The following is a 19,808-nucleotide window of genomic DNA, read 5'->3' as shown; positions in this document are numbered from 1 at the left end:
GGGCAAAAGACCCGCCTCGCGGGGACGGAGCTACTGCGGGGTCAGCCGGTATCCCACTCCCCGGACGGTCTGCACCCACCGCGGCGACCGCGGGCTGTCACCCAGCCGCTTACGCAGGTTGCCCATGTGCACTTCCAGCACGCGTTCGTCCCGGGCTGTCACGGGGCTCCCGGGAACAGGGGCTTCGTGCCGCAGATGACGGGCAAGGTCCCCCTTGGTCAGCACCGCCCCCTTGCTTTGGAGCAGTGCGCGCAGCAGTTCGAACTGGGTGCGGGTGAGATCAATGGCTCGTCCGTCTGCCGATACTGCGCGGGTGCTGTCCATCAGGGCGAGGCCGCGGTGTTCAAAATCCCATCCGGACCCGGCCGCGCGTTCCTCGGCTGCGGCAACGTCGCGGGGAGCGGCGGCAGCCGGATCGGGCAGTTCGGAACCTGCGGGCCTGGCGACGAAATGTCCTGCCTCGCACTGCGCAGCGTCCACCAGCGCGTGGCGCCTCGGCCGGCGCAGCAAGGCAGCAACCCTTGCCCGGAGCTCGCGCGGACGGAACGGCTTGGCCAGATAGTCGTCAGCGCCGGCTTCGAGTCCCAGCAGCGCATCGGCTTCGCTCGCCAGGGCGCCCACCAGGATCACGTAGGCATGGCTGAAGGTCCGGATCCGGCGGGAGGCTTCGATGCCGTCAAAGTCGGGAAGCCCCAGCTCCACGGTGACCAGGACCGGATCATGCCGCCGCACGGCAGCCACCCCCTCGCCACCGGACGCTGCGGCCACCACTTCAAATCCCGACTGGACCAGCAACTCCGCCAGGGATTCCCTACTACGACCGTCGCCGTTAACCACCACAGCCAAGCCGCGCGTAACCATCAATCCCCCAAGAAATTCTCGTTCGTTTCCAGATGTAGAAATATCACTAATTCCTCAACTCGGAATTGCGTAAAAATTGTGTATTTATTGAGCGTCATCGAAAATAAATATCGGCATTCATCTATTGCCAACCAAACCGGCCTGAATGATGATCATCTTGTGCTCACTGGGGGCGCGGCGCTGCATTGGTCAGCGCAAATGTAGGGGGCGTTAATGGTTTCCTCGAGGTCTCGCATCGCAAAAGCAGTTTGGCTCAACCGGCCGCTTGCAATGCTGGCAGCTGCCAGCCTGGTCATGTTGTCCGCAACAACTCCGGCCCACGCCGCCGACACCACCCCCATGGACCCGAACCCGGGGCCCGTGGGCAGCTTTGCCTGGAAGGGGTTCAACTGGGAAAAGCGGTTCTGGGGCGGCGCGCCACAGTTCAACAAGGCTTTCGCCGCGGCCAACGTCAGCAATCCCGACGGCGACGGATACGTCACGCTCTCCCTCACCAATCCAACCGGCAGCGCACCCGTCGGGGCTGAATTCCAGTCCACCCGGCAGGGATTCGGCTACGGCACCTACAGCACCACAGTGGCGAAAAACGTCAACAGCCTCCAGAAGGAAGTGGTGTGGGGATGCCTATTCACGTATGACCCGTTGGCCTCCCCGGGCTACAACGAAATAGACCTGTGCGAGGCATCCGCCTGGGGCGGCGGCGCAAGCTACGGCGAATCCTGGCCCGTCACGCAGGCGCACGGCTATTGGTTTGATGCGTCCAAGCCGCCGGGCCAGGGCAACAACACCGTGGTGTTCGATACGACGAATGACCCGGTCCTCACCCACAGAATGGTCTGGGAGCCGGGCAAGATCACGTTCGAGACCTTCGCCGGAGAGGGGTACGGCGGCACGCTGCTCAAGCGAACGGTCCTTCAGGGAAGCACCGTTCCCCTGCCGGCCAAAGAAGCCATCCACTTCAACCTGTGGGTCACAGGCGGGGGTGGCGGAGATCCCGAGCATGTAAAACCCGAGTCCGTGGTGATCCGCGACTTCTCGTTCACGCCGGCCGTTGGCACGCCGCCTGTCGTGGCGTCGCCCATCAAGCTGTCTGCAGCCACCACCAAGGCCAAGGGCGTCAATTCCACCACCCTGACCTGGACCGGGGCCACGGGGACCAGCGTCACACTCTGGATCAACGGCACCCAGAAAACCGTCCCCAACACGGGAAGCTACGTGAACAAATTCAAGGGCGGAGCCACCACAAGCTACAAGGTCTGCGATGCGGCAGCCTGTTCCAATGCGGTCAGCGTGGTCACCTGAGGCGAACGCGGACGGGTGGCCGGGGATCTTGGTGAATCCCGGCCACCCGCCCGGTCAGCTCATGCCGGAGTTACTTCGCCCTGACCGGCACGATGCGCTTGATGGCGAGCCCGAGCGCCACGAGGGCAAAGGCTGCCAGGGCAAACCAGAAGAGGTCACCGGCTCCGGTTGCCGCGAGCGTTCCGGCTCCGACACCAGCGGCTGCAGGAGCAGCAGGATTGTTGTACATAGGGTTACCAAGCTTTCTTTTTGTTGAAGACTGCATCCACGTAGGCCTTCGCGTGGACTACCTGAAGGAACAGGTCGATCAGAAGTTCGTACATCGTTGCGGCGGCCAGCATGTACTTCCAGCCACGCAGCCGCACAGTCACTACCCGTTCGATCACGAAGACACCGGTCACGGCCAGCCAGAACGGCTGAATGTGCAGCCCTTCTCCCGTGCCCAGTGCAAAAGCCACCGTTCCGACGTAGGCCAAAGACACCAGAATTCCCGTCACGGAGAGGGCCTGCCGCCCCCAATACGGCCAGGTGACCCTGGTCCAGCCGTACTGGACGCAGTTCTCCACCGCGCCGCGTTTCCACCTCAGCCGCTGCGCCCAGAGTTCACGCCAGGAGGGCATGATCTCCGTGACAAGCGTGCAGTCGGCCGGTGATTTAATGCGGTACTTGAGGGTCAGCAGCGCGAAGGACAGCTCGTTGTCCTCGGTCAGCACGGAAGTGTCGTAGACGCCTCCCCTGCCGTTGCCGGGAGGCAATGTGCCGTCGAGTCGCGCAGCAATCACGTCCCTCAAAGTCCGGACACGGAAGAGCGCCGCCGTTCCCGTCACCACCAGGCATTTGCCGTGGAGCCGCTTCACATCCCGCGCGTAACGCGCATACTCGTTCCGCTGCAGGTGACCCACGAAGCCGCCGCCCTTCGCACCGCGGAAGACTCCTCCCACGGCGCCAAGCCGCCGGTCGGCCGCCAGATGGCCGGTTGCCCGCTCGATGAAGTCGTGGCTTAACTGCGAATCTGCGTCCTGGACCAGGACCATGTCTTCCGGCTCTGCTCCGGCCAGGAGCCCCTCCAGAGCGAAATTCAGGGCACCCGCCTTCTTGTCCGTGTTTCCCACGGTGCGGATCACCTCGGCCCCGAGTGCCAGGGCAATCGCCTCGGTGGCATCGGTGCAGTTGTCAGCGACAACCACCACCCTGTCCGGCGGGAGAGTCTGGGATTTGAGGGATTCAAGCGTGTCAGAAATACCTGCGGCTTCGTTATGCGCAGGGATGAGGACCGTAATCACAGAAGACCGGCACCCGCAGTTCCGGGCACGGAATTCGAACTGTCACACACTGGCTTGTTGCTCCAACCCGAATTAGTCAATTTGTTTGTTGACTCGAGTTTTTCAACCGGAACGCAAGCAGCCGGAAAATATTCGAAAAGGAATACGCAATCTTCCGTCAGGAAAATTGGTTCTCAACGGAACCTCAATTTCTCACCGTACTGAGGCCGCTTAAAAGCGAAAGTCGGGGTGCTGTCCTGGGACAGCACCCCGACTCCGTTAGTCAGCCAAGTTCATGGCCGGAGACTGACTTGCATGGTTATAGGAGGCTGCTGTGACCCTCGTTCACAACAGAACCCTCAGTCACCGCGGAAGCCGCAGCATCCAAGCTCGCATCAGCGTCCAGGTTCAGGCCCGCGTTCAGGTCCGACACAACACTGCCCTCGGCGGAACCTTCGCTCCAAGAGGAGGACCCGCCGTCGTTCACAACAGAACCTTCAGACACCGCGGTGGCCGCAGCATCCACGTTCACATCAGCATCCAGGTTCAGGCCCGCGTTCAGGTCCGACACAACACCGCCCTCGGCGGAACCTTCGCTCCAAGAGGAGGACCCGCCGTCGTTCACAACAGACCCGTCGTTCGCAACAGAACCCTCAGACACCGCCGAAGCCGCAGCATCCAGGCTCGCATCAGCGTCCAGGTTCAGGCCCGCGTTCAGATCCGACACAACACTGCCCTCGGCGGAACCTTCGCTCCAAGAGGAGGACCCGCCGTCGTTCACAACAGAACTCTCAGACACCGCGGTGGCCGCAGCATCCAGGCTCGCATCGGCGTCCAGGTTCAGGCCCGCGTTCAGATCCGACACAACACTGCCCTCGGCGGAACCTTCGCTCCAGGAGGAGGACCCGCCGTCGTTCACTACAGACCCGTCGTTAACAACAGACCCGTCCGTCACCGTGTAGGTGGCCGTGTGCAGGTTCGCGTCGGCGTCCAGGTTCAGGCCCAGGCCTGCGCTCAGATCCGACACGACGCTGCCGTCGGTGGTGCCGTGCCCCGAGGTGGAGGAACCGCTGTCGTTCACTACCGAGCCCTCAGACGCTGCGGAAGCCGCGGCATCCAGGCTGGCGCCTAGGTTCAGGCCAATGTGGGTTCCCGAGCCGAGGCCAAGGTCCGACGTCGTGGTGGTGGAATCGGAGGCGGAGGCTGCGCCTGCGCCGAGGATGAGCACTCCGCCGGCGAACACGGCGCTGCACAGGGTGGTGCGTACGAAAGATTTCATGAGAATTGATTTCCTTACTAGTGAGATGAGCCAGGCACAGTGAGTGCGCAGCTGATTGCCGTCCGCGCGAAAGGGCGCGGTGCCGGCCCCACTAGTCGGGGGAAAAGCCGTGTTCCAGGCTGACCGAGCCGGGCAGCTCGTCGGAGGAGTTGCGGACATCCTTGAGCGAGATCTGCGTCAAGGAAAACTGGAGGGCCGGAACATCGGCTGCGACGCCGGATCCGCCGTCGCCGCCCGTCCTGAGCAACGAGCCGGAACCCGTCGGGACTGTCGCCGGCGGGGCGGGAGCCGGCGTTGCGGGACGCTCGGGAGCGGGAGTCGGCGCTGCCACGACAACGGTGCTGCCGCCGTCGGACATTGCCAGCCGGAAGGGTGCACGGTCCTGCATAACAGTCAGCAGGACGCCGAACGCTGTACCCGCTGACAGTGCGGGGTTCTGCGGTTCGGACCCCGGAGCGGGCGGCGGCGCGGAAACTCCGACAACGGCGGGGTCCGCGGCAACGTCACCGGCAGCCGACCCGACCGGAACCAGCACTGGCGCCGTGATATCAGCCGCCAGGCCTGTGACCGGGGCCGTGATTTCGGCGACCGTTTGCGTTACGGGGGCCACGGCGACGGAAGCGAGCGCCGTGACCGGAGCCACCGCGCTGGTGACCTGCTCGACGACGGCGGTCACCGGTGCCGCGGCCGGAGCCAGCGCGGCATCCACGGGAGCCAGAACCGGTTCGGTGACGGCCTGGACCTGGGGCGCCAGCGGCGCTGCCACGACGGCAACGGGCTCTGCGAGCGCAGCCAGCGGACCTTGCTCAACCGCGGCGGTGTCAGAGACGGCATCAGACCTGACGGTGTCCGTGACAGGCGGCAACAGGCTGGAAGCCTGCGCCGAGACGGCTCCGAAGATGACCCAGGCCACCGCGAGCAGCACACCCAGGAGAAGTGACCGCAGGGCGGAGGAAAGCCGGGATGCACCATCGCGCATTGCTCCACCTCCCCATCATGGCCGGACGTCATCGATTACCGCAGGACTTACCAGCCATTCGCTGCCGCCGGGGTGGCGGATGGGTGCGCGGACCGAAAATGGAGCGCTTAGTTTTCGCCTACGGCGCACACGCCCAGTCCGTGAACCGGCGCCCCGTAGACTGAACGGCATTATGGATGACCCTCCTTCACATATGCCCAAGCCCCTCCACCTTCTGACCGGTTCGCCGGCCACCACGGGAGAGGGGCGCCCGAATGTATGAATGGATCATGCTCGGTATCGGCCTTGTCCTAACGGTCGGCACCGGATTTTTCGTTGCCTCCGAGTTCGCGCTGGTCAACCTGGACCGCAACGACCTTGAGAACCGCCAGGCCCGCGGCGAGAAGCGCCTTGCGCCCACCATCAAGGCCCTCAAGATCACCTCGACACATCTCTCCGGGGCACAGCTCGGCATTACGCTGACCACGCTCCTCACCGGCTACACCTTTGAACCGGCCATCAGCAGCATGCTCAGCGGACCTTTGCTGGCAGCCGGCCTGCCTGCGGCAGTGATGCCGGGGATCGGCGCCGTCGCGGGCATCTTCCTGGCCACGATCTTCTCCATGGTGATCGGCGAACTGGTCCCGAAGAACTTCGCCTTGGCCCTCCCCCTGGCCACCGCCAAAGTGGTGGTTCCGTTCCAGGCCCTGTTCACCGCCGTCTTCAAGCCCGTGATCCTGCTGTTCAACAACACGGCCAACGGCATCATCCGGTCCTTCGGCATCGAGCCGAAGGAAGAGCTGTCCGGCGCCCGCAGCGCCGAGGAACTCAGCTCGCTGGTCCGGCGCTCGGCGCTGGAAGGCGTGCTCGACGTCGACCATGCAGTGCTGCTGCACCGCACCCTGCGTTTCTCCGAGCACTCCGCGGCGGACGTCATGACGCCCCGCGTCCGCATGACGGCGGTCAGCGCCGATGACACGGCGGAGCAGATCGTCACGCTGGCCAGCTCCACGGGGTACTCGCGTTTTCCGGTGATCGGCAGGGACCGCGACGACGTCCTGGGCGTTCTGCACGTCAAGCAGGCCTTCGCCGTGGCCCTGGCCGAGCGGGCCAGCGTCAGCGCCGCGGAGCTCATGATCGAAGCGCTGCGCGTCCCCGAGTCCATGGGCGTGGACACCCTGCTGGTCCTGCTGCGGAAGCAGGGCCTCCAGGTGGCGATCGTGTCCGACGAGCACGGCGGAACGGCCGGCATCGTGACCCTCGAAGACCTTGTGGAGGAGATCGTCGGCGAGCTCGAGGACGAACACGACCGCGCCAAGGTCGGTGTGGTGCGCACGGGCCTGTCCACCACCTTTGATGCCTCGCTGCGCCCGGACGAACTGCTGGACCGGACCGGCATCACGGTTCCCGACGGGGAAGAGTACGACACCATCGCCGGCTTCGTTACCGACGAACTGGACCGCATCCCGGAACTCGGCGACGAAGTCACTATCGACGGGGGCACACTGCGCGTGGAACGCGTGGCGGGCACCCAGGTGCAGCGTCTCCGCTTCACCCCGGACGATCCGCAGGAAGCCCCCAAAAGTCCGCATGACCGCCTCGTCGACAACCTCACCCCCGGAGCTGAGCAATGAGTGAATACCTTCCCGGCATTATCTGGCTGGTGGTGCTCCTGGTGGTCAACGCCTTCTTCGTGGGCGCCGAGTTCGCGGTCATTTCCGCCCGCCGCTCGCAGATCGAGCCCAAGGCCCAGGCCGGCAGCAAGGCCGCCAAAACCACGCTGTGGGCCATGGAACATGCCACGCTCATGCTGGCCACCAGCCAGCTGGGCATCACCGTCTGCTCGCTGGTGATCCTCAACGTCTCTGAGCCGGCCATCCACCACCTGCTTGAGATACCGCTGGGCCTGACCTCCCTGTCCGGCGAAGCCATCGGCATCATCGCCTTCGTGGCGGCCCTTCTCCTGGTGACGTTCCTGCACGTGGTCCTGGGCGAAATGGTGCCCAAGAACATCTCGTTCTCGGTTCCTACCCGGGCGGCGCTCATCCTCGCCCCGCCGCTGGTGATGGTGGCTCGCGTGTTCAAGCCGGTGATCTGGACGCTCAACGGGATCGCCAACGCCATCCTGCGGCTCTTCAAGGTCCAGCCCAAGGACGAGGCCACCAGCGCCTACACCTTGGACGAGGTGGCCAACATCGTGGAGCAGTCCACCCGCGACGGCATGCTCACGGACACCACCGGAACGCTCACGGCGGCATTCGAGTTCACCGCCAAAACTGTTGCGGACGTGGAGGTGCCGATCAACGAGATGGTGCTCCTGCCGGCGTCGTCCTCTCCGGCGGACATCCAGCGCGCGGTGGCGGAACACGGCTACTCCCGTTATATCCTCACCGACGACGACGGCGTGCCCTCCGGCTACCTCCACCTCAAGGACGTCATGGACCTGACGTCCCCGGAGAAATTCGCCCGGCCCGTGCCGGCCAAGCGGATCCGCAAGCTCGCGTCCGCGTTCGGCGGCGGCGAACTCGAGGATGCCCTGGCCACCATGCGTCGGACGGGCGCCCACGTGGCCCGGGTCTTCGACGCTTACGGGAACACTACGGGCGTGCTGTTCCTGGAGGACATCATCGAGGAACTGGTGGGCGAAGTGCAGGACGCCACCAGCGCCTGACGCGGAGGCCAATTAACTCATTTGTGATTCGCCGCGTCTTAGGATGCTGGAATGGGGGAGCATCAAGGCGGGAAATTGTCGCGCACGCGCGGGCAGATCTATGTTGAAATCGGCATTCGTGCGTCCATGGAGCGGCTGTGGACGCTCAGCCAGGATCCGGACCTGCATCCGCGGTGGGACCTGCGGTTTTCCCGGATCGTCCCGAGGGACGGCGACGACGGCGGACCTGTCAGCTTTCGTTATGAGTTCCGGCTGCCGTTCCACACCATCAGCGGCACCGGGACGTCCCTGGGCCACCGGCGGCGCGCCGACGGGCAGGCGACTTCGGTACTGAAGTTCACCACCCGCGACGCGCTCTCCCCCATTGGTCCGGGCTCGGGCTACTGGCGGTACATCCCCACGGCTGAAGGCGTCCGCTTCATCACCGGCTACAACTATCAGCCGGGGATGGGCACCCTTGGAAAGCTGCTGGACGGCCGGGTGATCCGGCCCGCGCTGGGCTGGGCAACAGCCATCAGTTTTGACCGCCTGCGGTTGTGGGCGGAGCGGGACCTTGACCCCGGAGACTCCCGGAACCGGTGGATCATCGACGCCGCGGCCAGGTCTGGCGGTTTCCTGGCGTCCGCCCTGCTGCTCCGGCGGGCGTTGACCGGACCATTCGCCGGGGCGGCTGCCGCCGTAGGCGTCGCGGCGGCAATGGCCTCATGCTTCCTTCCGGCGCACCGGACGGTGCCCCGGGCCGGGCGGTGCCTGAGGCTCGCGCCGGATGAGCGGGCCGGACGTGCCCCGTCCGCGCTTGCGACGCTTCCGTCGCCGGGTGGCGGCGGCCTGCCGGCGGGTGAGGAGTAGCCGTGGCCTCCATCTTTGAGCAGGCGCTCGGGCGGGACTTCGGCCGCCTCCACCCGATGCTGCAGAAACGCTTCGGCGTCGATACCGCGGCCGGTTACGCCTGCGTTGGCCGGGGAGTCTTTTCGGAAGTGCGCCGCGGGGCGTGGTGGACGGTTCCGTTTCTGCGGCTCGGGGCGTACCGCAACATCCTCTTTCCGGACCAGTGCGAGAACGTCCCGTTCACCATCGAAAACTACCCTTACGTTGATGGTCTCGGCCGGCCTACGGTCACCTTCGTGCGCACCCTGGAGCTGCCGGGATCCCGACGCCGCTTCGATGCCACCATGGTTTACAGTCCGGAGACCGGGGGCATCATCGACTACCTCGGCACCCACCAGCACCTGGCCACCGGCCTCATCCTGGAAGTGCTGCCGGACGGGTCACTGCATCTCCGGTCGACAGGCCAGCGGTTCTACGAAGGCTTCATCGGATTCGCCTTCCCCGCAGCCTTCACGGGCACGGCGGACCTTTACGAGAGCTTCGACGACGCCCGCGGGGTTTTCACCATTCAGATGCAGGTGCGGAATCCGTTCTTGGGGTTCCTGTTTGGCTACCGGGGCGAGTTCACCTGCACCTTCCCCGCCACGCCTCCCGAGGGTGCGCCGCACCGGCTCAGACCAGTCCGCGAAGAAAGGCGGCAGTAATGGGACGCACGTGGGGATTCAGGAAGCGGCGGGGGCCGCATGACGTCTGGTCAGAGTGGAAGGCCGCGGACGAGGCGGGCGACGCTGCCCGGGCGGCTGTGCTTGCTTCCGAGCTGCTGGAGCTGACTCCGACGTCCTATTACAGCTGGTTCCAGGCAGGTCTCCTGTCCAAGGCCCGCGGTAATTGGCCGGAAAGCCGGGAGCGCAACGAACGGGCGCTGAAGCTCTTCACCCCACAGGATGCCAAGGAGTTCGACGGCGCCAATCCGGCAGCCTGGAATTTGGGCATCGCAGCAACGGCTTTGGGTGACTGGGCCACAGCCAGGCGCGCTTGGGCAGCCTACGGTTTGGAGAGGTTTGGAGACGAGTCCGGGCCCATCGATATGAACTGCGGCATGGCTCCGGTCCGGCTGAATCCCGACCAGCCGAGCCTGCCCCACCAGGTACAGCACACGGCCGGGAGTACCGAAGTGGTCTGGTGCTGGCGCCGCAGCCCGGCGCATGCGGTCGTCGCGAGCGTCCCGCTTCCCGAGTCCGGCCACAGGTTCAGGGACGTTGTGCTGCATGACGGGGAACCCAAAGGAACCCGACGGCTCGACGGCCAGGACGTGTCGGTCTTTGACCAGTTGGAACGCCTGGAAGACTCCGGCTTATCAACGTGGCAGGCGCACATTGCCGGCGCCAGTTCCGATGACATGCAGGCGTTGTCTGACCTTGGCGAGCAGCGGCCGCTCGGCCTCGATGACTGGTCCGGGATCCGGGTAATGTGCCCGGAATGCTCGCACGGCTCGTCCGCGGACGGCCACAGCCACGCACCCGCAGCGTCGGAGGTGAGGCGGCTTGGACTTGCCGGCCACGAATCGGACGTCGGCCAACTAATCGAGGCCTGGCTGGACGGCAGGCCCGGAATCGACGTCCTCAACCTCGAACTGCTCTGGTGACCATGTTCTGATCGCTGGCCCCGACGTCGATGAGGGCAGTCAGGAGCACCACAGCATCGAACCTGTCGTAACACTGTCCTTGATTTGCGACAGTTCCCGACAGGTAAAGGACATCGTCCCGGGCCCCGGCGAGGAGCGACGACATCTTCATTTCGTCCCACACATTGTCGCCGTCCACCTCGTGGCACCAGGAGCCGTAGTCAGTGTCAACGGTTTGAAAGCCTTGGCGTTCCAGCTCGCGCAGGGCGGTCGACTTGCCCGCTCCGGACATTCCCGTCACGAAGACGACTCCCGTGGAGCTCAGCCGCCCAGCACCACGTTCACCGGCGGCTCCCCCGCCAGCATCAGGTCGATCTGGCGCTGCAGCAGCCGGCCCATCCTCGGCCGCATCGCGGAACTGGCTCCGCCCACGTGCGGGGTGATGATGACGCCGGGCGTGCCCCACAGCGGGTGGTCCTGCGGCAGCGGTTCGGGATCCGTAACGTCCAGCGCGGCGCGGATCCGGCCGGATGCCGTGTGGCGGACCAATGCCTCCGTGTCCGCAACGGGGCCCCGGGCCACGTTGACCAGCAGCGCGCCGTCGGGCATTGCCGCCAGGAAATCGTCGTCGATGAGGTGACGGGTGGCGTCGCCAAGCGGAACGCCGACCACCACAATGTCGTGCTCCGGAAGCAGCTCCGGCAGCTCGTCGATTCCGTGGATAACGCCGCTCTCATCGGTGCGCTGGCGGCTGGCAACCCTCGTGACGCTCGTTTCGAACGGAAGGAGACGCTGCTCGATCGCCTTGCCCACACCGCCGTAGCCCACGATGAGGACGCGGCGGTCCGCCAGGCTGGCGGTGGGCCGGGCGTCCCAGACACCGTCCCGCTGGCTTTTCATGAGCCGTGGGAACTCGCGCTGGCTGGCCAGGATCATGGCCAGCGTCAGTTCTGCAGTGGAGGTCTCGTGCACGCCTGCTGCGTTGGCGAACACCCGGTCCGCCGGGAGCGAGTCCGCCACGCCGTCGTACCCGATCGACTGGCTCTGCACCAGGGCGGTCTCTACCGCCTCAAGATTCTTCAGGACCTTCGTGCCGCCCATGTACGGCGGGACCACAATATCGATCTGCGGCTGCGGCGGCTCGCCCGTGAAGTCCCACTCAAGCACGGTGACGTCCGGATGCGGCGTCAGGTACTCACGAAGTACGGCATCGGGCAGGCTGACAGTGATCTTCCGCGTCATGGTTGCCAGCCTAGTGGAGGGAGGCTGGGAGTCAGTTATCGGCGCGGGTCGGGGCACCGGGGTGGAGGTAGTCCCGCAGCAACGGGAACTCCGTGCGGACGTGGGCATCCAGTTCCGTGATGAACCTGGACGTAAAATACATCCGGAGCAACGGATCCAGCACCCGGCCGATCCCGGGCCATCCGGCTCTGACTGTGTGACGCACCGACACCCCGCCCGGTACCGGGGTGAGCTCCAGGGAGAGGCTGGCCGGAAGCGGCACGATCTTCCGGAAGCGCCACACGAGCCTGCATCCCGGTTCGACCGCTTCCACGACTCCGTGCAGGCGCAGCCGGCGCCGGCCGACGAACTCGTCCATGAGCATCACATCTCCTACTCCGGCGCTGGCCCGCCCCAGCACGTGGAGCTGCAGGTGGGTTCCCGGCCACCAGTTCCGGTACTGCTCATCGGTGCAGGCCATCATGAAGTCGGTGACGTCACGGCCCGTCAATCCCGCAACATCCACTCTCGATTCGGTCACCAGCACCGGTGCAACCTGTGCTGCCGCGCAGCCGGGAGTTCCGCCGGGAAAGCCGCCAGGTCCTGGCTGTCAGAATTGATTCCCATTGGGCCAACGCTACGCACGCTGCGGGCACGGTCAAGAGCCTCCTCCGGCGGCAGCGGATAGATTCCCCAGTGCGTTGCCGGGGCTCTTTGAGTCGGTGTACCTTGGCCGGATGCTGAGCATTGGCTCGATCGTGATCCGCGTTGACGACCTCCAGGCCCAGATGGCCTTCTGGCAGGCTGCCCTCGGCTTCGAACCGCGGCATGAACCCGAGGACGACTTTGTGATCCTGCAGCCACCGGGCGGCGCGGGCACCTGCATCTCGCTGGACCGTGTCCCGTCGTCGGTCCACCTGCCTCCCCGCATCCACCTGGACCTCTACACGGAGGACCAGGCCGGCGAAGTGCAGCGGCTCCTCAGCCTCGGTGCCACCCGCATCGAATGGAGCAAACAGCCCGCCGGCGCGGACTACGTGATTATGGCAGATCCCGAAGGCAACCGCTTCTGCGTCATCGACACGGCCGGCCGCAGCCAGGCGGACTAGTCACGCGGAGTAGGAGCCGCGATTCAGTGTCCGGCGTTGACGCTTCCTGCCGCGATTGTGGCGACGTCCTGGCGGAACCTTTCGGGCTCACTCTCCAAGGGGAGGTTCACCAGGTCTTCGGCTGCATCGATTGATCCAGCCAAGTCCGGGGCCAGGGAGCTGAAGACCGTGGTGAAGCTGCGCAGCTTCCACGGGGTGTAGGCGACGTCGGCATAGTCGTTGTCCCGCACGTCTCGTTCGCTGGTGGTGGATCCGTGGGTGAACACGACGGCATCGGCCACGGCGTAGCGGCCGATGCCGTCGGTGGCACCGACCATCAGGACAGTCGAGGGACGGTGGGTCATTAATTCTCCTTGACCGGGGCCTTTGTTGTTTCACGCTGGGTGGCTGCCCAACTGGCGAGGACTTTCAAAGCGTCCTCTGAGGGTGTTTCGGGATCTGCTGTGTACACGTTGATGCGCAGTCCCGGGTCTGCAGGAAGTTCCAGCGCCTCAAAGCTCAAGTCGAGGTCGCCAACGATCGGGTGGTGGAGCCGCTTCCGGCCGGCGCGGTGGTACTTCACGTCGTGCCGGGCCCACCGGGTGCGGAACTCCTCGCTGCGGGTGGAGAGTTCACCGATCAGGTCCGTGAGGTCCTTGTCATACGGGTTTTTCCCGGCCGTAGACCGCAGGACCGCGACGATGTCATCGGCCGCCCGTTCCCAATCGGCGAAGAACTCCCGCGCTTTCGGGTTCAGGAAGGTGAACCGCGCACTGTTCGGCGGGGTGGTCTGTTCGGCCATCAGGTCCTGATACAGCGCACGGCCCAGCTCATTGGCGGCGAGGACATCCCCGCGGTCGTTGCGGACCCAGGCCGGCGCCGTCGTGATCGCATCGATGACGCGCTGCACGCTCGGCCGCACCGTCTGCGGGCTGCGCTTGCGGCGCACCCGGGGAGCGGCGGTGGCGGCGCGAGCCAGGTCGAAAAGGTGGGCCGTTTCGGCGTCGTCCAGCTTCAGGGCGCGGGCGAGTGCTTCAAGGACGCTGTCCGAGGCGCCGGAGAGATTTCCGCGCTCAAGGCGGATGTAGTAATCGATGCTCATCCCGGCCAGCATGGCGACTTCCTCGCGACGCAGCCCGGCAACGCGGCGGTTGCCGCCATAGACCGGCAGGCCGGCCTCTTCGGGCGTAATCCTTGCACGGCGGGAGGTCAGGAACTTCCGCACGTCGTCGCTGTGTGTCATGGCATCCACGCTACGCGGGGTCGGTGGAACGAGGGAGGGACTGGCATTACCCGGAAGGACAGTGACTCCCGGCCTGCAGGGAATCACTGTTGCATTGAAAGCATGAAACCTGAACCCACAGCCGCTCCCCGCCGGGCAGCGATCCTGGCGATCATCCTCGTCAGCTACTTCATGATCCTGCTGGACAACTCGGTGATCTTCACTGCCCTGCCGAGCCTGCAGGAGGACCTTCAGCTGGGCACCGGTGAGCTCTCCTGGGTTCAGGATGCGTACACGCTGGTCTTCGGCGGCCTGCTGCTCCTCGGCGCCCGGGCAGGAGATCTGCTTGGACGCCGGCGGGTTTTCGTGTTCGGGCTGGTGGTGTTCTCGGTGGCGTCGCTGCTGATCGGGCTGGCGCCGGCGGGCTGGTGGGCGATCGCCGGCCGCGCCGTTCAGGGCATCGGGGCTGCGATCGTCGCGCCTGCCTCGCTGTCCCTGCTCACGGCGAGCTTCCCGGAGGGCCGTGAGCGCACCCGGGCCGTCGCCCTGTACGGTGCCACCGCAGGAATCGGCGCCAGCCTGGGGCTGGTCATCGGCGGGGCGCTGGCCCACTGGATCTCCTGGCGGGCCGGGTTCTTCGTCAACGTTCCCATCGGCGCCGCGATGATCCTTCTCGCTCCGCGGTTCATCCCGGAAACGGGCCGGTCCCGCGGCCGCTTCGACGTGTTCGGCGCGCTCAGCGCCACACTGGGTGTCGGCGCTCTCGTGTTCGGCATCATCAACACCGTCGATGCGGGATGGACGTCCCCGGCTACGTTCACAGCCGTCGGCGCCGGCGCCGTGCTCCTGGTGACGTTCGTTCTGATCGAGCGCAGGGCGGCCCAGCCGATCATGCCGCTGCGGCTGTTCGCGAGCCGCCGCCGCACCGGCGCCTACGTCGCCCGTTTCATGTACCTGGGGGCGATGATCGGGTTCTTCTTCTTTACCACCCAGTTCATGCAGGAAGTGCTGGGCTTCGACCCGCTGCAGGCCGGCCTCGGCTTCCTCCCCATGACGGCGGTCAACTTCGCCGTCGCGATGGCCATCCCGCGGCTGCTGGGGCGGATGCCGGCTTCCATTCCACTCGCGGCAGGAATCCTGGTCACTCTCGCCGGAATGTTCTGGCTCAGCAGGGTGGGAGTCGACTCCGCATACCTGACGGCGGTGGCACTGCCCATGATCCTCATCGGCGCCGGTCAAGGCCTGGCGTTCGCACCGCTGACCTCGTTCGGCATCATCGGCGCCCCAGCAGCCGACGCCGGCGCGGCATCGGGCCTGGTGAACACATTCCACCAGGTGGGCACCTGCCTCGGGCTTGGCATCGCGGTCGCGGCCGCAGCGACCGTCCCTGCCACGGGTTCTGCTGTAGCGCACCTGGCCGCAGAGGTCAGCACCGCCCTCACCACAGGCAGTGTCCTCCTGTTCCTTGCCCTGGCCGTGACGGCCGTCCTCATCCTGCCCGCCGATCTTGCCGCCCGCCGGACCACGAAACAGCCGACGGCGGGGCGTGCCCCGCAGTTCGAGGCCGCCCGGTAAGGGCGCTCGAAGGGAGGTAACGGCGTGCCCTCCCACAATCCCGAACGCCTGAATACCGTGAAAGCAACTTAAGACAGAGAGAAGGAACCACCATGGAATACCGTCCCCTCGGCCGCACAGGCGTGCAGGTCAGCCCCTTATGCCTGGGTGCGATGATGTTCGGGCCCTGGGGCAACAAGGACACCGCCGACTCCATCCGCATCATCCACCACGCCCTCGACGCGGGCATCAACTTCATCGACACCGCCGACGTCTACTCCGGCGGGGCATCAGAAGAAATCGTCGGCCAGGCACTTGAAGGCCGGCGCGACGACGTCTTCCTGGCCACCAAGTTCTTCATGCCCATGAATGAAGGCGACCCCAACCAGCGCGGTGGATCCCGCCGCTGGATCATCCGCGAAGTCGAAAACTCCCTCCGCCGCCTGAACACCGACTACATCGACCTCTACCAGGTCCACCGGCCCAGCCCCGATACGGACGTTGAGGAAACCCTCGGCGCCCTCACCGACCTGGTCCGCCAAGGTAAGGTCCGTTACATCGGCTCCTCGTCCTACTCCGGATCCCAGATCGTCGAAGCCCAGTGGGCATCCCGCGAACGCAACCTGGAGCGGTTCGTCACCGAGCAGCCGCCCTACTCGATCCTGGTCCGCGGCATCGAGGAAGACATCCTCCCCGCGGTGCAGCGCCACGGCATGGGCACCCTCACTTACAGCCCGCTCAGCGGCGGCTGGCTGTCCGGTCGCTGGCGCAAAGACTCAGCGTCCGCCCCCGCCTCTTCCGCGCGTCCGAGCGCCCGGTTCGACATGACAAGCCCGGCCAACCAGCGAAAACTCGACATCGTCGAAGAACTCGCCGGGCTCGCGGAACACGCCGGACTGACGCTCATCGAGCTGGCCATCGCGTTCGTGATCAACCACCCGGGGGTCACGTCCGCCATCGTCGGACCACGCACCATGGAGCAGTTGGAGTCCTACCTGACGGCCGCCGATGTCACACTGTCCACCGAGGTACTGGACCGCATCGACGAGCTTGTGGCGCCCGGAGTCACCCTCAACCCCGACGACAACAGCTATGGCGCCAACGAACTCACGCCGGCGGCACGACGACGGTGACAGAGCGTTGACTTGTACCGTCGATGACTGTTAGACATGATGGGAAAGCGTTTTCTGCGCACCACCCAACCCGCCCCGCCTCTTCGAGGGGTGGGCTGGGTGGCTTGATTGAAACGATACAAAAGCATGTCTAAGGAGACGGACAACGATGACCTACGCCACACTCAACTGGCTCGAGGGCGAGGCCCCCGCAGAGCTTTCCGGCGGCACCACCTGGGGCATGCCGTTCACCCGGGGTGCCCTTGCCGGCGCCGACGGGATCACGGTCTCGGACGCGGACGGGCGGCCTGTCCCCGCGCAGGCCTGGCCCCTCGCCACCTGGCCGGACGGCTCGCTGAAATGGGCCGGCGTCGCGCTGCCGGCAACCGATGCGCCCTCCGCGCAGTACCGGGTGACGTCCGACGGCGGCACCCCGCCGGTGCCCGAACCGTCACCGCTGGTTGCGGTGACGGAGTCCGACGACCTCGTCACTGTGTCCACCGGCACGTTGGAAATGGTGATCAGCCGAAGCGGTCCGTCCCTGTTCACATCCCTCTCCCGCGGCGGCACAGTCGTTGCTGAAGACGCCGGGCTGGTCAGCCTGCTTCAGGACGGCATCCCGGACGGCCCCGGCAGCGTCAGCCGGCAGGCCTTCACCGGCGAGGTGACCGCCGTCGTGCTTGAACAATACGGACCGGTCCGTGCAGTGGTCCGGCTGGAGGGCACCCATCGGCAGGACCACGCGGACGCAGACGGGCAGCGGCGCAGCTGGCTGCCGTTCGTGGTCCGGTTCTACTTCCACGCCGGCGCCCGCAGCGTGCGGATGGTCCACTCGTTCATCTGGGACGGCGACGCGGACCGCGACTTCCTTGCCGGGCTGGGCGTCCGCTTCACGGTGCCGCTGGAATCCGAGCTGCACGACCGGCACATGCGCATCGCAGGGGCCGACGGCGGCTTCCTCACCGAGGCGGTGCGCGGCCTGACCGGCCTGCGCCGCGATCCCGGCGAGGACGTCCGGCACGCCCAGCTCGCAGGACGGCCGACGCCACCCCTGGAGGAGTGGAGCGAGCTGGTGTCCGAGCGGCTGCACCTCATCCCGGCGTGGAACGACTTCACGCTCACCCAGCTCAGCGCCGACGGCTTCGAGCTCCGCAAGCGGACCGGAGAGGGCCACGGCTGGGTGGGGATCTCCGGCGGTACGCGGGCCTCCGGGTTCTGTTCCCTCAGCGATCCGCGCGGCGGTTTCGGCATCGGCATCCGTGATTTCTGGCAGTCCCACCCGGGCCAGCTGGACATCCGCGGCGCCGCCACGGCCCGGGCATCGGTGACCGCGTGGCTCTACTCCCCCGAGGCGCAGCCCATGGACCTGCGTTTCTACCACGACGGCCTGGGACAGGACACCTTCGAGGACCAGCTCGAGGGCCTGGAAATCACCTACGAGGACTACGAACCTGGCTTCGGGAACCCGCACGGCATCGCCCGCACCCACGAACTGACGCTCTTTGCCTACGACGCCACGCCGGACACCGCGTCCCTCGCCGCCGATGCCGCCGCCGCATCGACGCCTGCGATGCTGCAGGCCACGCCCGGGTACCTGCACTCGGCCGGCGTGTTCGGCGACTGGGCGCCCGCGGACCGCAGCACCCCGGAGCGGGCCGCGCTCGAGGACAAGCTGGACTTCCTCGTCGACTTCTACCAGGGCCAGGTGGAACAGCGCCGCTGGTACGGTTTCTGGAACTACGGCGACGTGATGCACACCTACGACTTCGACCGGCACGCCTGGCGGTACGACGTGGGCGGCTACGCCTGGGACAACTCGGAGCTCTCCCCCGACCTGTGGCTCTGGTACACATACCTCCGCACCGGCCGCGCCGACGTCTTCCGCCTCGCGGAGGCCATGACCCGGCACACCGGCGAAGTGGACGTCTACCACCTGGGCGAGTGGCGCGGCCTGGGCTCCCGGCACAACGTGCAGCACTGGGGCTGCAGCGCCAAGCAGCTGCGGATCAGCACCCCGGCCTACCGGCGCTTCTACTACTACCTGACGGCGGATGAACGCACCGGTGACCTTCTCACCGAGCTCGTGGACAGCGACCGGAACTTCCTGGGCCTGGATCCCACCCGGAAAGTCCGCACGGACAGCGCCACGTACCGCCCGGACCGGCGCGCCCTGGCCGTGGGGCTGGGGACGGACTGGGGATCGCTGGCCGCCACCTGGCTCACCGACTGGGAACGCACCGGAAACCCGCGGTCACGGGACAGGCTGCTGGGCACCATGGCGGACATCGGCGCGCTGAAGTACGGCTTCCTCACGGGCGAGGCGCTGTACAACCTGGACACCGGACGGTTCGACGCCGGCCGGGACATGATCCTGGTTTCGCACCTTTCCGCGGTGTTCGGGCTGGTGGAAATCTGCAGCGAGCTCATCGATCTGGTGCCGGACGCCGGCTTTGAACGCGCCTGGCTGCAGTACTGCCGGCTCTTCCTGGCCACGCCGGAAGAACAAGTTGCCGAGGTGGGCCGGCCGCTGGACGGAATCCACCTGACGCAGGCCCACAGCCGGCTCAGCGCCTATGCAGCGTCGCGGCTGGGGGACGCTGAACTGGCGCGGCGGGCCTGGACCAGCTTCGCGGAAGGCGGGGAGCACCTCAACCACGCGGAAGCATTCACGTTGCGGCGGATCGAACCTCCCTATGTCCTCACGGCCGTGGACGAGGCCCCCACAGTGTCCACCAACGACACAGCCCAGTTCGGCCTGGCGGTGATCCAGAATCTGGCGCTGATCGGGGACCAGTTGCCGGCCCTTCAGCGGGTCCGCTGAGCGGC

General features: G+C 66.2%; 20 protein-coding genes. 10 read left to right on the top strand and 10 right to left on the bottom strand.

Annotated features, from left to right (window positions below):
- Positions 1–30: 30 nt before the first annotated feature.
- Positions 31–861 (bottom strand): response regulator transcription factor, encoded by an 831-nt coding sequence (locus AC6JAC_RS02960; protein ID WP_497963385.1) that lies wholly within the window; start codon positions 859–861, stop codon positions 31–33.
- Positions 862–1,158: 297 nt separating this feature from the next.
- Between AC6JAC_RS02960 and AC6JAC_RS02955 the strand changes: the two genes are divergently transcribed.
- Positions 1,159–2,163: a LamG domain-containing protein gene (locus AC6JAC_RS02955; protein WP_497963384.1), complete on the top strand. Its 1,005-nt coding sequence runs from the start codon at positions 1,159–1,161 to the stop codon at positions 2,161–2,163.
- A gap of 70 nt (positions 2,164–2,233) precedes the next feature.
- Here AC6JAC_RS02955 and AC6JAC_RS02950 read toward each other — a convergent pair whose 3' ends face one another.
- The 4 genes from AC6JAC_RS02950 to AC6JAC_RS02935 all read right to left on the bottom strand — a co-directional run bounded on the left by AC6JAC_RS02950 (position 2,234) and on the right by AC6JAC_RS02935 (position 5,683).
- Positions 2,234–2,392, bottom strand: a complete 159-nt coding sequence (locus tag AC6JAC_RS02950) for a hypothetical protein (RefSeq protein WP_197024897.1) — start codon at positions 2,390–2,392, stop codon at positions 2,234–2,236.
- Positions 2,393–2,396: 4 nt separating this feature from the next.
- Positions 2,397–3,446: a glycosyltransferase family 2 protein gene (locus AC6JAC_RS02945; protein ID WP_497963383.1), complete on the bottom strand. Its 1,050-nt coding sequence runs from the start codon at positions 3,444–3,446 to the stop codon at positions 2,397–2,399.
- 298 nt (positions 3,447–3,744) lie between these two features.
- Positions 3,745–4,704 carry a hypothetical protein gene (locus AC6JAC_RS02940; RefSeq protein ID WP_497963382.1) on the bottom strand — a complete coding sequence of 320 codons (960 nt, stop codon included), beginning with the start codon at positions 4,702–4,704 and terminating at the stop codon, positions 3,745–3,747.
- A 91-nt stretch (positions 4,705–4,795) separates the two neighbouring features.
- Positions 4,796–5,683 carry a hypothetical protein gene (locus AC6JAC_RS02935; protein ID WP_497963381.1) on the bottom strand — a complete coding sequence of 296 codons (888 nt, stop codon included), beginning with the start codon at positions 5,681–5,683 and terminating at the stop codon, positions 4,796–4,798.
- 254 nt (positions 5,684–5,937) lie between these two features.
- On the opposite strand from AC6JAC_RS02935, the gene AC6JAC_RS02930 reads away from it, so the two are divergent.
- The 5 genes from AC6JAC_RS02930 to AC6JAC_RS02910 are packed head-to-tail and all read left to right on the top strand — an operon-like array spanning position 5,938 to position 10,806.
- Positions 5,938–7,296 carry a hemolysin family protein gene (locus tag AC6JAC_RS02930; RefSeq protein WP_497963380.1) on the top strand — a complete coding sequence of 453 codons (1,359 nt, stop codon included), beginning with the start codon at positions 5,938–5,940 and terminating at the stop codon, positions 7,294–7,296.
- A complete protein-coding gene (locus tag AC6JAC_RS02925; RefSeq protein WP_497963379.1) occupies positions 7,293–8,333 on the top strand; it encodes a hemolysin family protein in 1,041 nt (346 codons plus the stop codon). Before AC6JAC_RS02930 ends, AC6JAC_RS02925 begins: the two co-directional genes overlap by 4 nt.
- A 51-nt stretch (positions 8,334–8,384) precedes the next feature.
- Entirely contained in the window at positions 8,385–9,182 is a 798-nt protein-coding gene (locus tag AC6JAC_RS02920) for an SRPBCC family protein (RefSeq protein WP_497963378.1), read from the top strand.
- A gap of 2 nt (positions 9,183–9,184) precedes the next feature.
- Entirely contained in the window at positions 9,185–9,865 is a 681-nt protein-coding gene (locus AC6JAC_RS02915; protein WP_497963377.1) for a DUF4166 domain-containing protein, read from the top strand.
- Positions 9,865–10,806, top strand: coding sequence for a tetratricopeptide repeat protein (locus tag AC6JAC_RS02910; RefSeq protein WP_497963376.1), 942 nt, complete (start codon positions 9,865–9,867; stop codon positions 10,804–10,806). Before AC6JAC_RS02915 ends, AC6JAC_RS02910 begins: the two co-directional genes overlap by 1 nt.
- On the opposite strand, the gene AC6JAC_RS02905 is transcribed toward AC6JAC_RS02910, so the two are convergent.
- The 3 genes from AC6JAC_RS02905 to AC6JAC_RS02895 are packed head-to-tail and all read right to left on the bottom strand — an operon-like array spanning position 10,784 to position 12,547.
- On the bottom strand, positions 10,784–11,086 hold the full coding sequence (locus AC6JAC_RS02905) for a DEAD/DEAH box helicase family protein (RefSeq protein ID WP_497963375.1): 303 nt from the start codon (positions 11,084–11,086) through the stop codon (positions 10,784–10,786). The genes AC6JAC_RS02910 and AC6JAC_RS02905 overlap by 23 nt on opposite strands.
- A gap of 20 nt (positions 11,087–11,106) precedes the next feature.
- Positions 11,107–12,027 carry a 2-hydroxyacid dehydrogenase gene (locus tag AC6JAC_RS02900; RefSeq protein WP_497963374.1) on the bottom strand — a complete coding sequence of 307 codons (921 nt, stop codon included), beginning with the start codon at positions 12,025–12,027 and terminating at the stop codon, positions 11,107–11,109.
- 31 nt (positions 12,028–12,058) lie between these two features.
- Entirely contained in the window at positions 12,059–12,547 is a 489-nt protein-coding gene (locus AC6JAC_RS02895) for an SRPBCC family protein (RefSeq protein WP_497963373.1), read from the bottom strand.
- A gap of 196 nt (positions 12,548–12,743) precedes the next feature.
- Between AC6JAC_RS02895 and AC6JAC_RS02890 the strand changes: the two genes are divergently transcribed.
- Positions 12,744–13,115 (top strand): VOC family protein, encoded by a 372-nt coding sequence (locus AC6JAC_RS02890; protein ID WP_497963372.1) that lies wholly within the window; start codon positions 12,744–12,746, stop codon positions 13,113–13,115.
- A gap of 23 nt (positions 13,116–13,138) precedes the next feature.
- Here the strand turns inward: AC6JAC_RS02890 and AC6JAC_RS02885 are convergent, their stop codons facing one another.
- Complete coding sequence (locus tag AC6JAC_RS02885; RefSeq protein WP_497963371.1) at positions 13,139–13,459, bottom strand: hypothetical protein; 321 nt, start codon at positions 13,457–13,459, stop codon at positions 13,139–13,141.
- Positions 13,459–14,337: a helix-turn-helix transcriptional regulator gene (locus AC6JAC_RS02880; protein WP_497963370.1), complete on the bottom strand. Its 879-nt coding sequence runs from the start codon at positions 14,335–14,337 to the stop codon at positions 13,459–13,461. Before AC6JAC_RS02880 ends, AC6JAC_RS02885 begins: the two co-directional genes overlap by 1 nt.
- A 102-nt stretch (positions 14,338–14,439) precedes the next feature.
- Between AC6JAC_RS02880 and AC6JAC_RS02875 the strand changes: the two genes are divergently transcribed.
- From AC6JAC_RS02875 to AC6JAC_RS02865, 3 genes are all read left to right on the top strand, one after another.
- Positions 14,440–15,891 carry an MFS transporter gene (locus tag AC6JAC_RS02875; RefSeq protein ID WP_028269705.1) on the top strand — a complete coding sequence of 484 codons (1,452 nt, stop codon included), beginning with the start codon at positions 14,440–14,442 and terminating at the stop codon, positions 15,889–15,891.
- Positions 15,892–15,983: 92 nt separating this feature from the next.
- The gene (locus AC6JAC_RS02870) at positions 15,984–17,003 is read left to right on the top strand and encodes an aldo/keto reductase (RefSeq protein WP_028269704.1); all 1,020 of its coding nucleotides are present in this window, start codon (positions 15,984–15,986) and stop codon (positions 17,001–17,003) included.
- Positions 17,004–17,151: 148 nt separating this feature from the next.
- A complete protein-coding gene (locus AC6JAC_RS02865) occupies positions 17,152–19,803 on the top strand; it encodes an exo-rhamnogalacturonan lyase family protein (RefSeq protein WP_028269703.1) in 2,652 nt (883 codons plus the stop codon).
- The last annotated feature ends 5 nt before the right edge of the window (positions 19,804–19,808 follow it).

The organism is Arthrobacter sp. KUASC02, assembly GCF_059739395.1.
The sequence above is the reverse complement of the archived record's forward strand: the minus strand, read 5'-3'. Positions and strand labels throughout refer to the sequence as shown.

What these genes read in the sequence shown, in the direction of transcription:
- AC6JAC_RS02920 (WP_497963378.1), top strand. Translation starts at nt 8,385, where the DNA reads ATGGGGGAGCATCAAGGCGGGAAATTGTCGCGCACGCGCGGGCAGATC.
- AC6JAC_RS02900 (WP_497963374.1), bottom strand. Translation starts at nt 12,027, where the DNA reads ATGACGCGGAAGATCACTGTCAGCCTGCCCGATGCCGTACTTCGTGAG.
- AC6JAC_RS02950 (WP_197024897.1), bottom strand. Translation starts at nt 2,392, where the DNA reads ATGTACAACAATCCTGCTGCTCCTGCAGCCGCTGGTGTCGGAGCCGGA.
- AC6JAC_RS02865 (WP_028269703.1), top strand. Translation starts at nt 17,152, where the DNA reads ATGACCTACGCCACACTCAACTGGCTCGAGGGCGAGGCCCCCGCAGAG.
- AC6JAC_RS02935 (WP_497963381.1), bottom strand. Translation starts at nt 5,683, where the DNA reads ATGCGCGATGGTGCATCCCGGCTTTCCTCCGCCCTGCGGTCACTTCTC.
- AC6JAC_RS02910 (WP_497963376.1), top strand. Translation starts at nt 9,865, where the DNA reads ATGGGACGCACGTGGGGATTCAGGAAGCGGCGGGGGCCGCATGACGTC.
- AC6JAC_RS02925 (WP_497963379.1), top strand. Translation starts at nt 7,293, where the DNA reads ATGAGTGAATACCTTCCCGGCATTATCTGGCTGGTGGTGCTCCTGGTG.
- AC6JAC_RS02930 (WP_497963380.1), top strand. Translation starts at nt 5,938, where the DNA reads ATGTATGAATGGATCATGCTCGGTATCGGCCTTGTCCTAACGGTCGGC.
- AC6JAC_RS02890 (WP_497963372.1), top strand. Translation starts at nt 12,744, where the DNA reads ATGCTGAGCATTGGCTCGATCGTGATCCGCGTTGACGACCTCCAGGCC.
- AC6JAC_RS02880 (WP_497963370.1), bottom strand. Translation starts at nt 14,337, where the DNA reads ATGACACACAGCGACGACGTGCGGAAGTTCCTGACCTCCCGCCGTGCA.
- AC6JAC_RS02875 (WP_028269705.1), top strand. Translation starts at nt 14,440, where the DNA reads ATGAAACCTGAACCCACAGCCGCTCCCCGCCGGGCAGCGATCCTGGCG.
- AC6JAC_RS02940 (WP_497963382.1), bottom strand. Translation starts at nt 4,704, where the DNA reads ATGAAATCTTTCGTACGCACCACCCTGTGCAGCGCCGTGTTCGCCGGC.
- AC6JAC_RS02885 (WP_497963371.1), bottom strand. Translation starts at nt 13,459, where the DNA reads ATGACCCACCGTCCCTCGACTGTCCTGATGGTCGGTGCCACCGACGGC.
- AC6JAC_RS02960 (WP_497963385.1), bottom strand. Translation starts at nt 861, where the DNA reads ATGGTTACGCGCGGCTTGGCTGTGGTGGTTAACGGCGACGGTCGTAGT.
- AC6JAC_RS02870 (WP_028269704.1), top strand. Translation starts at nt 15,984, where the DNA reads ATGGAATACCGTCCCCTCGGCCGCACAGGCGTGCAGGTCAGCCCCTTA.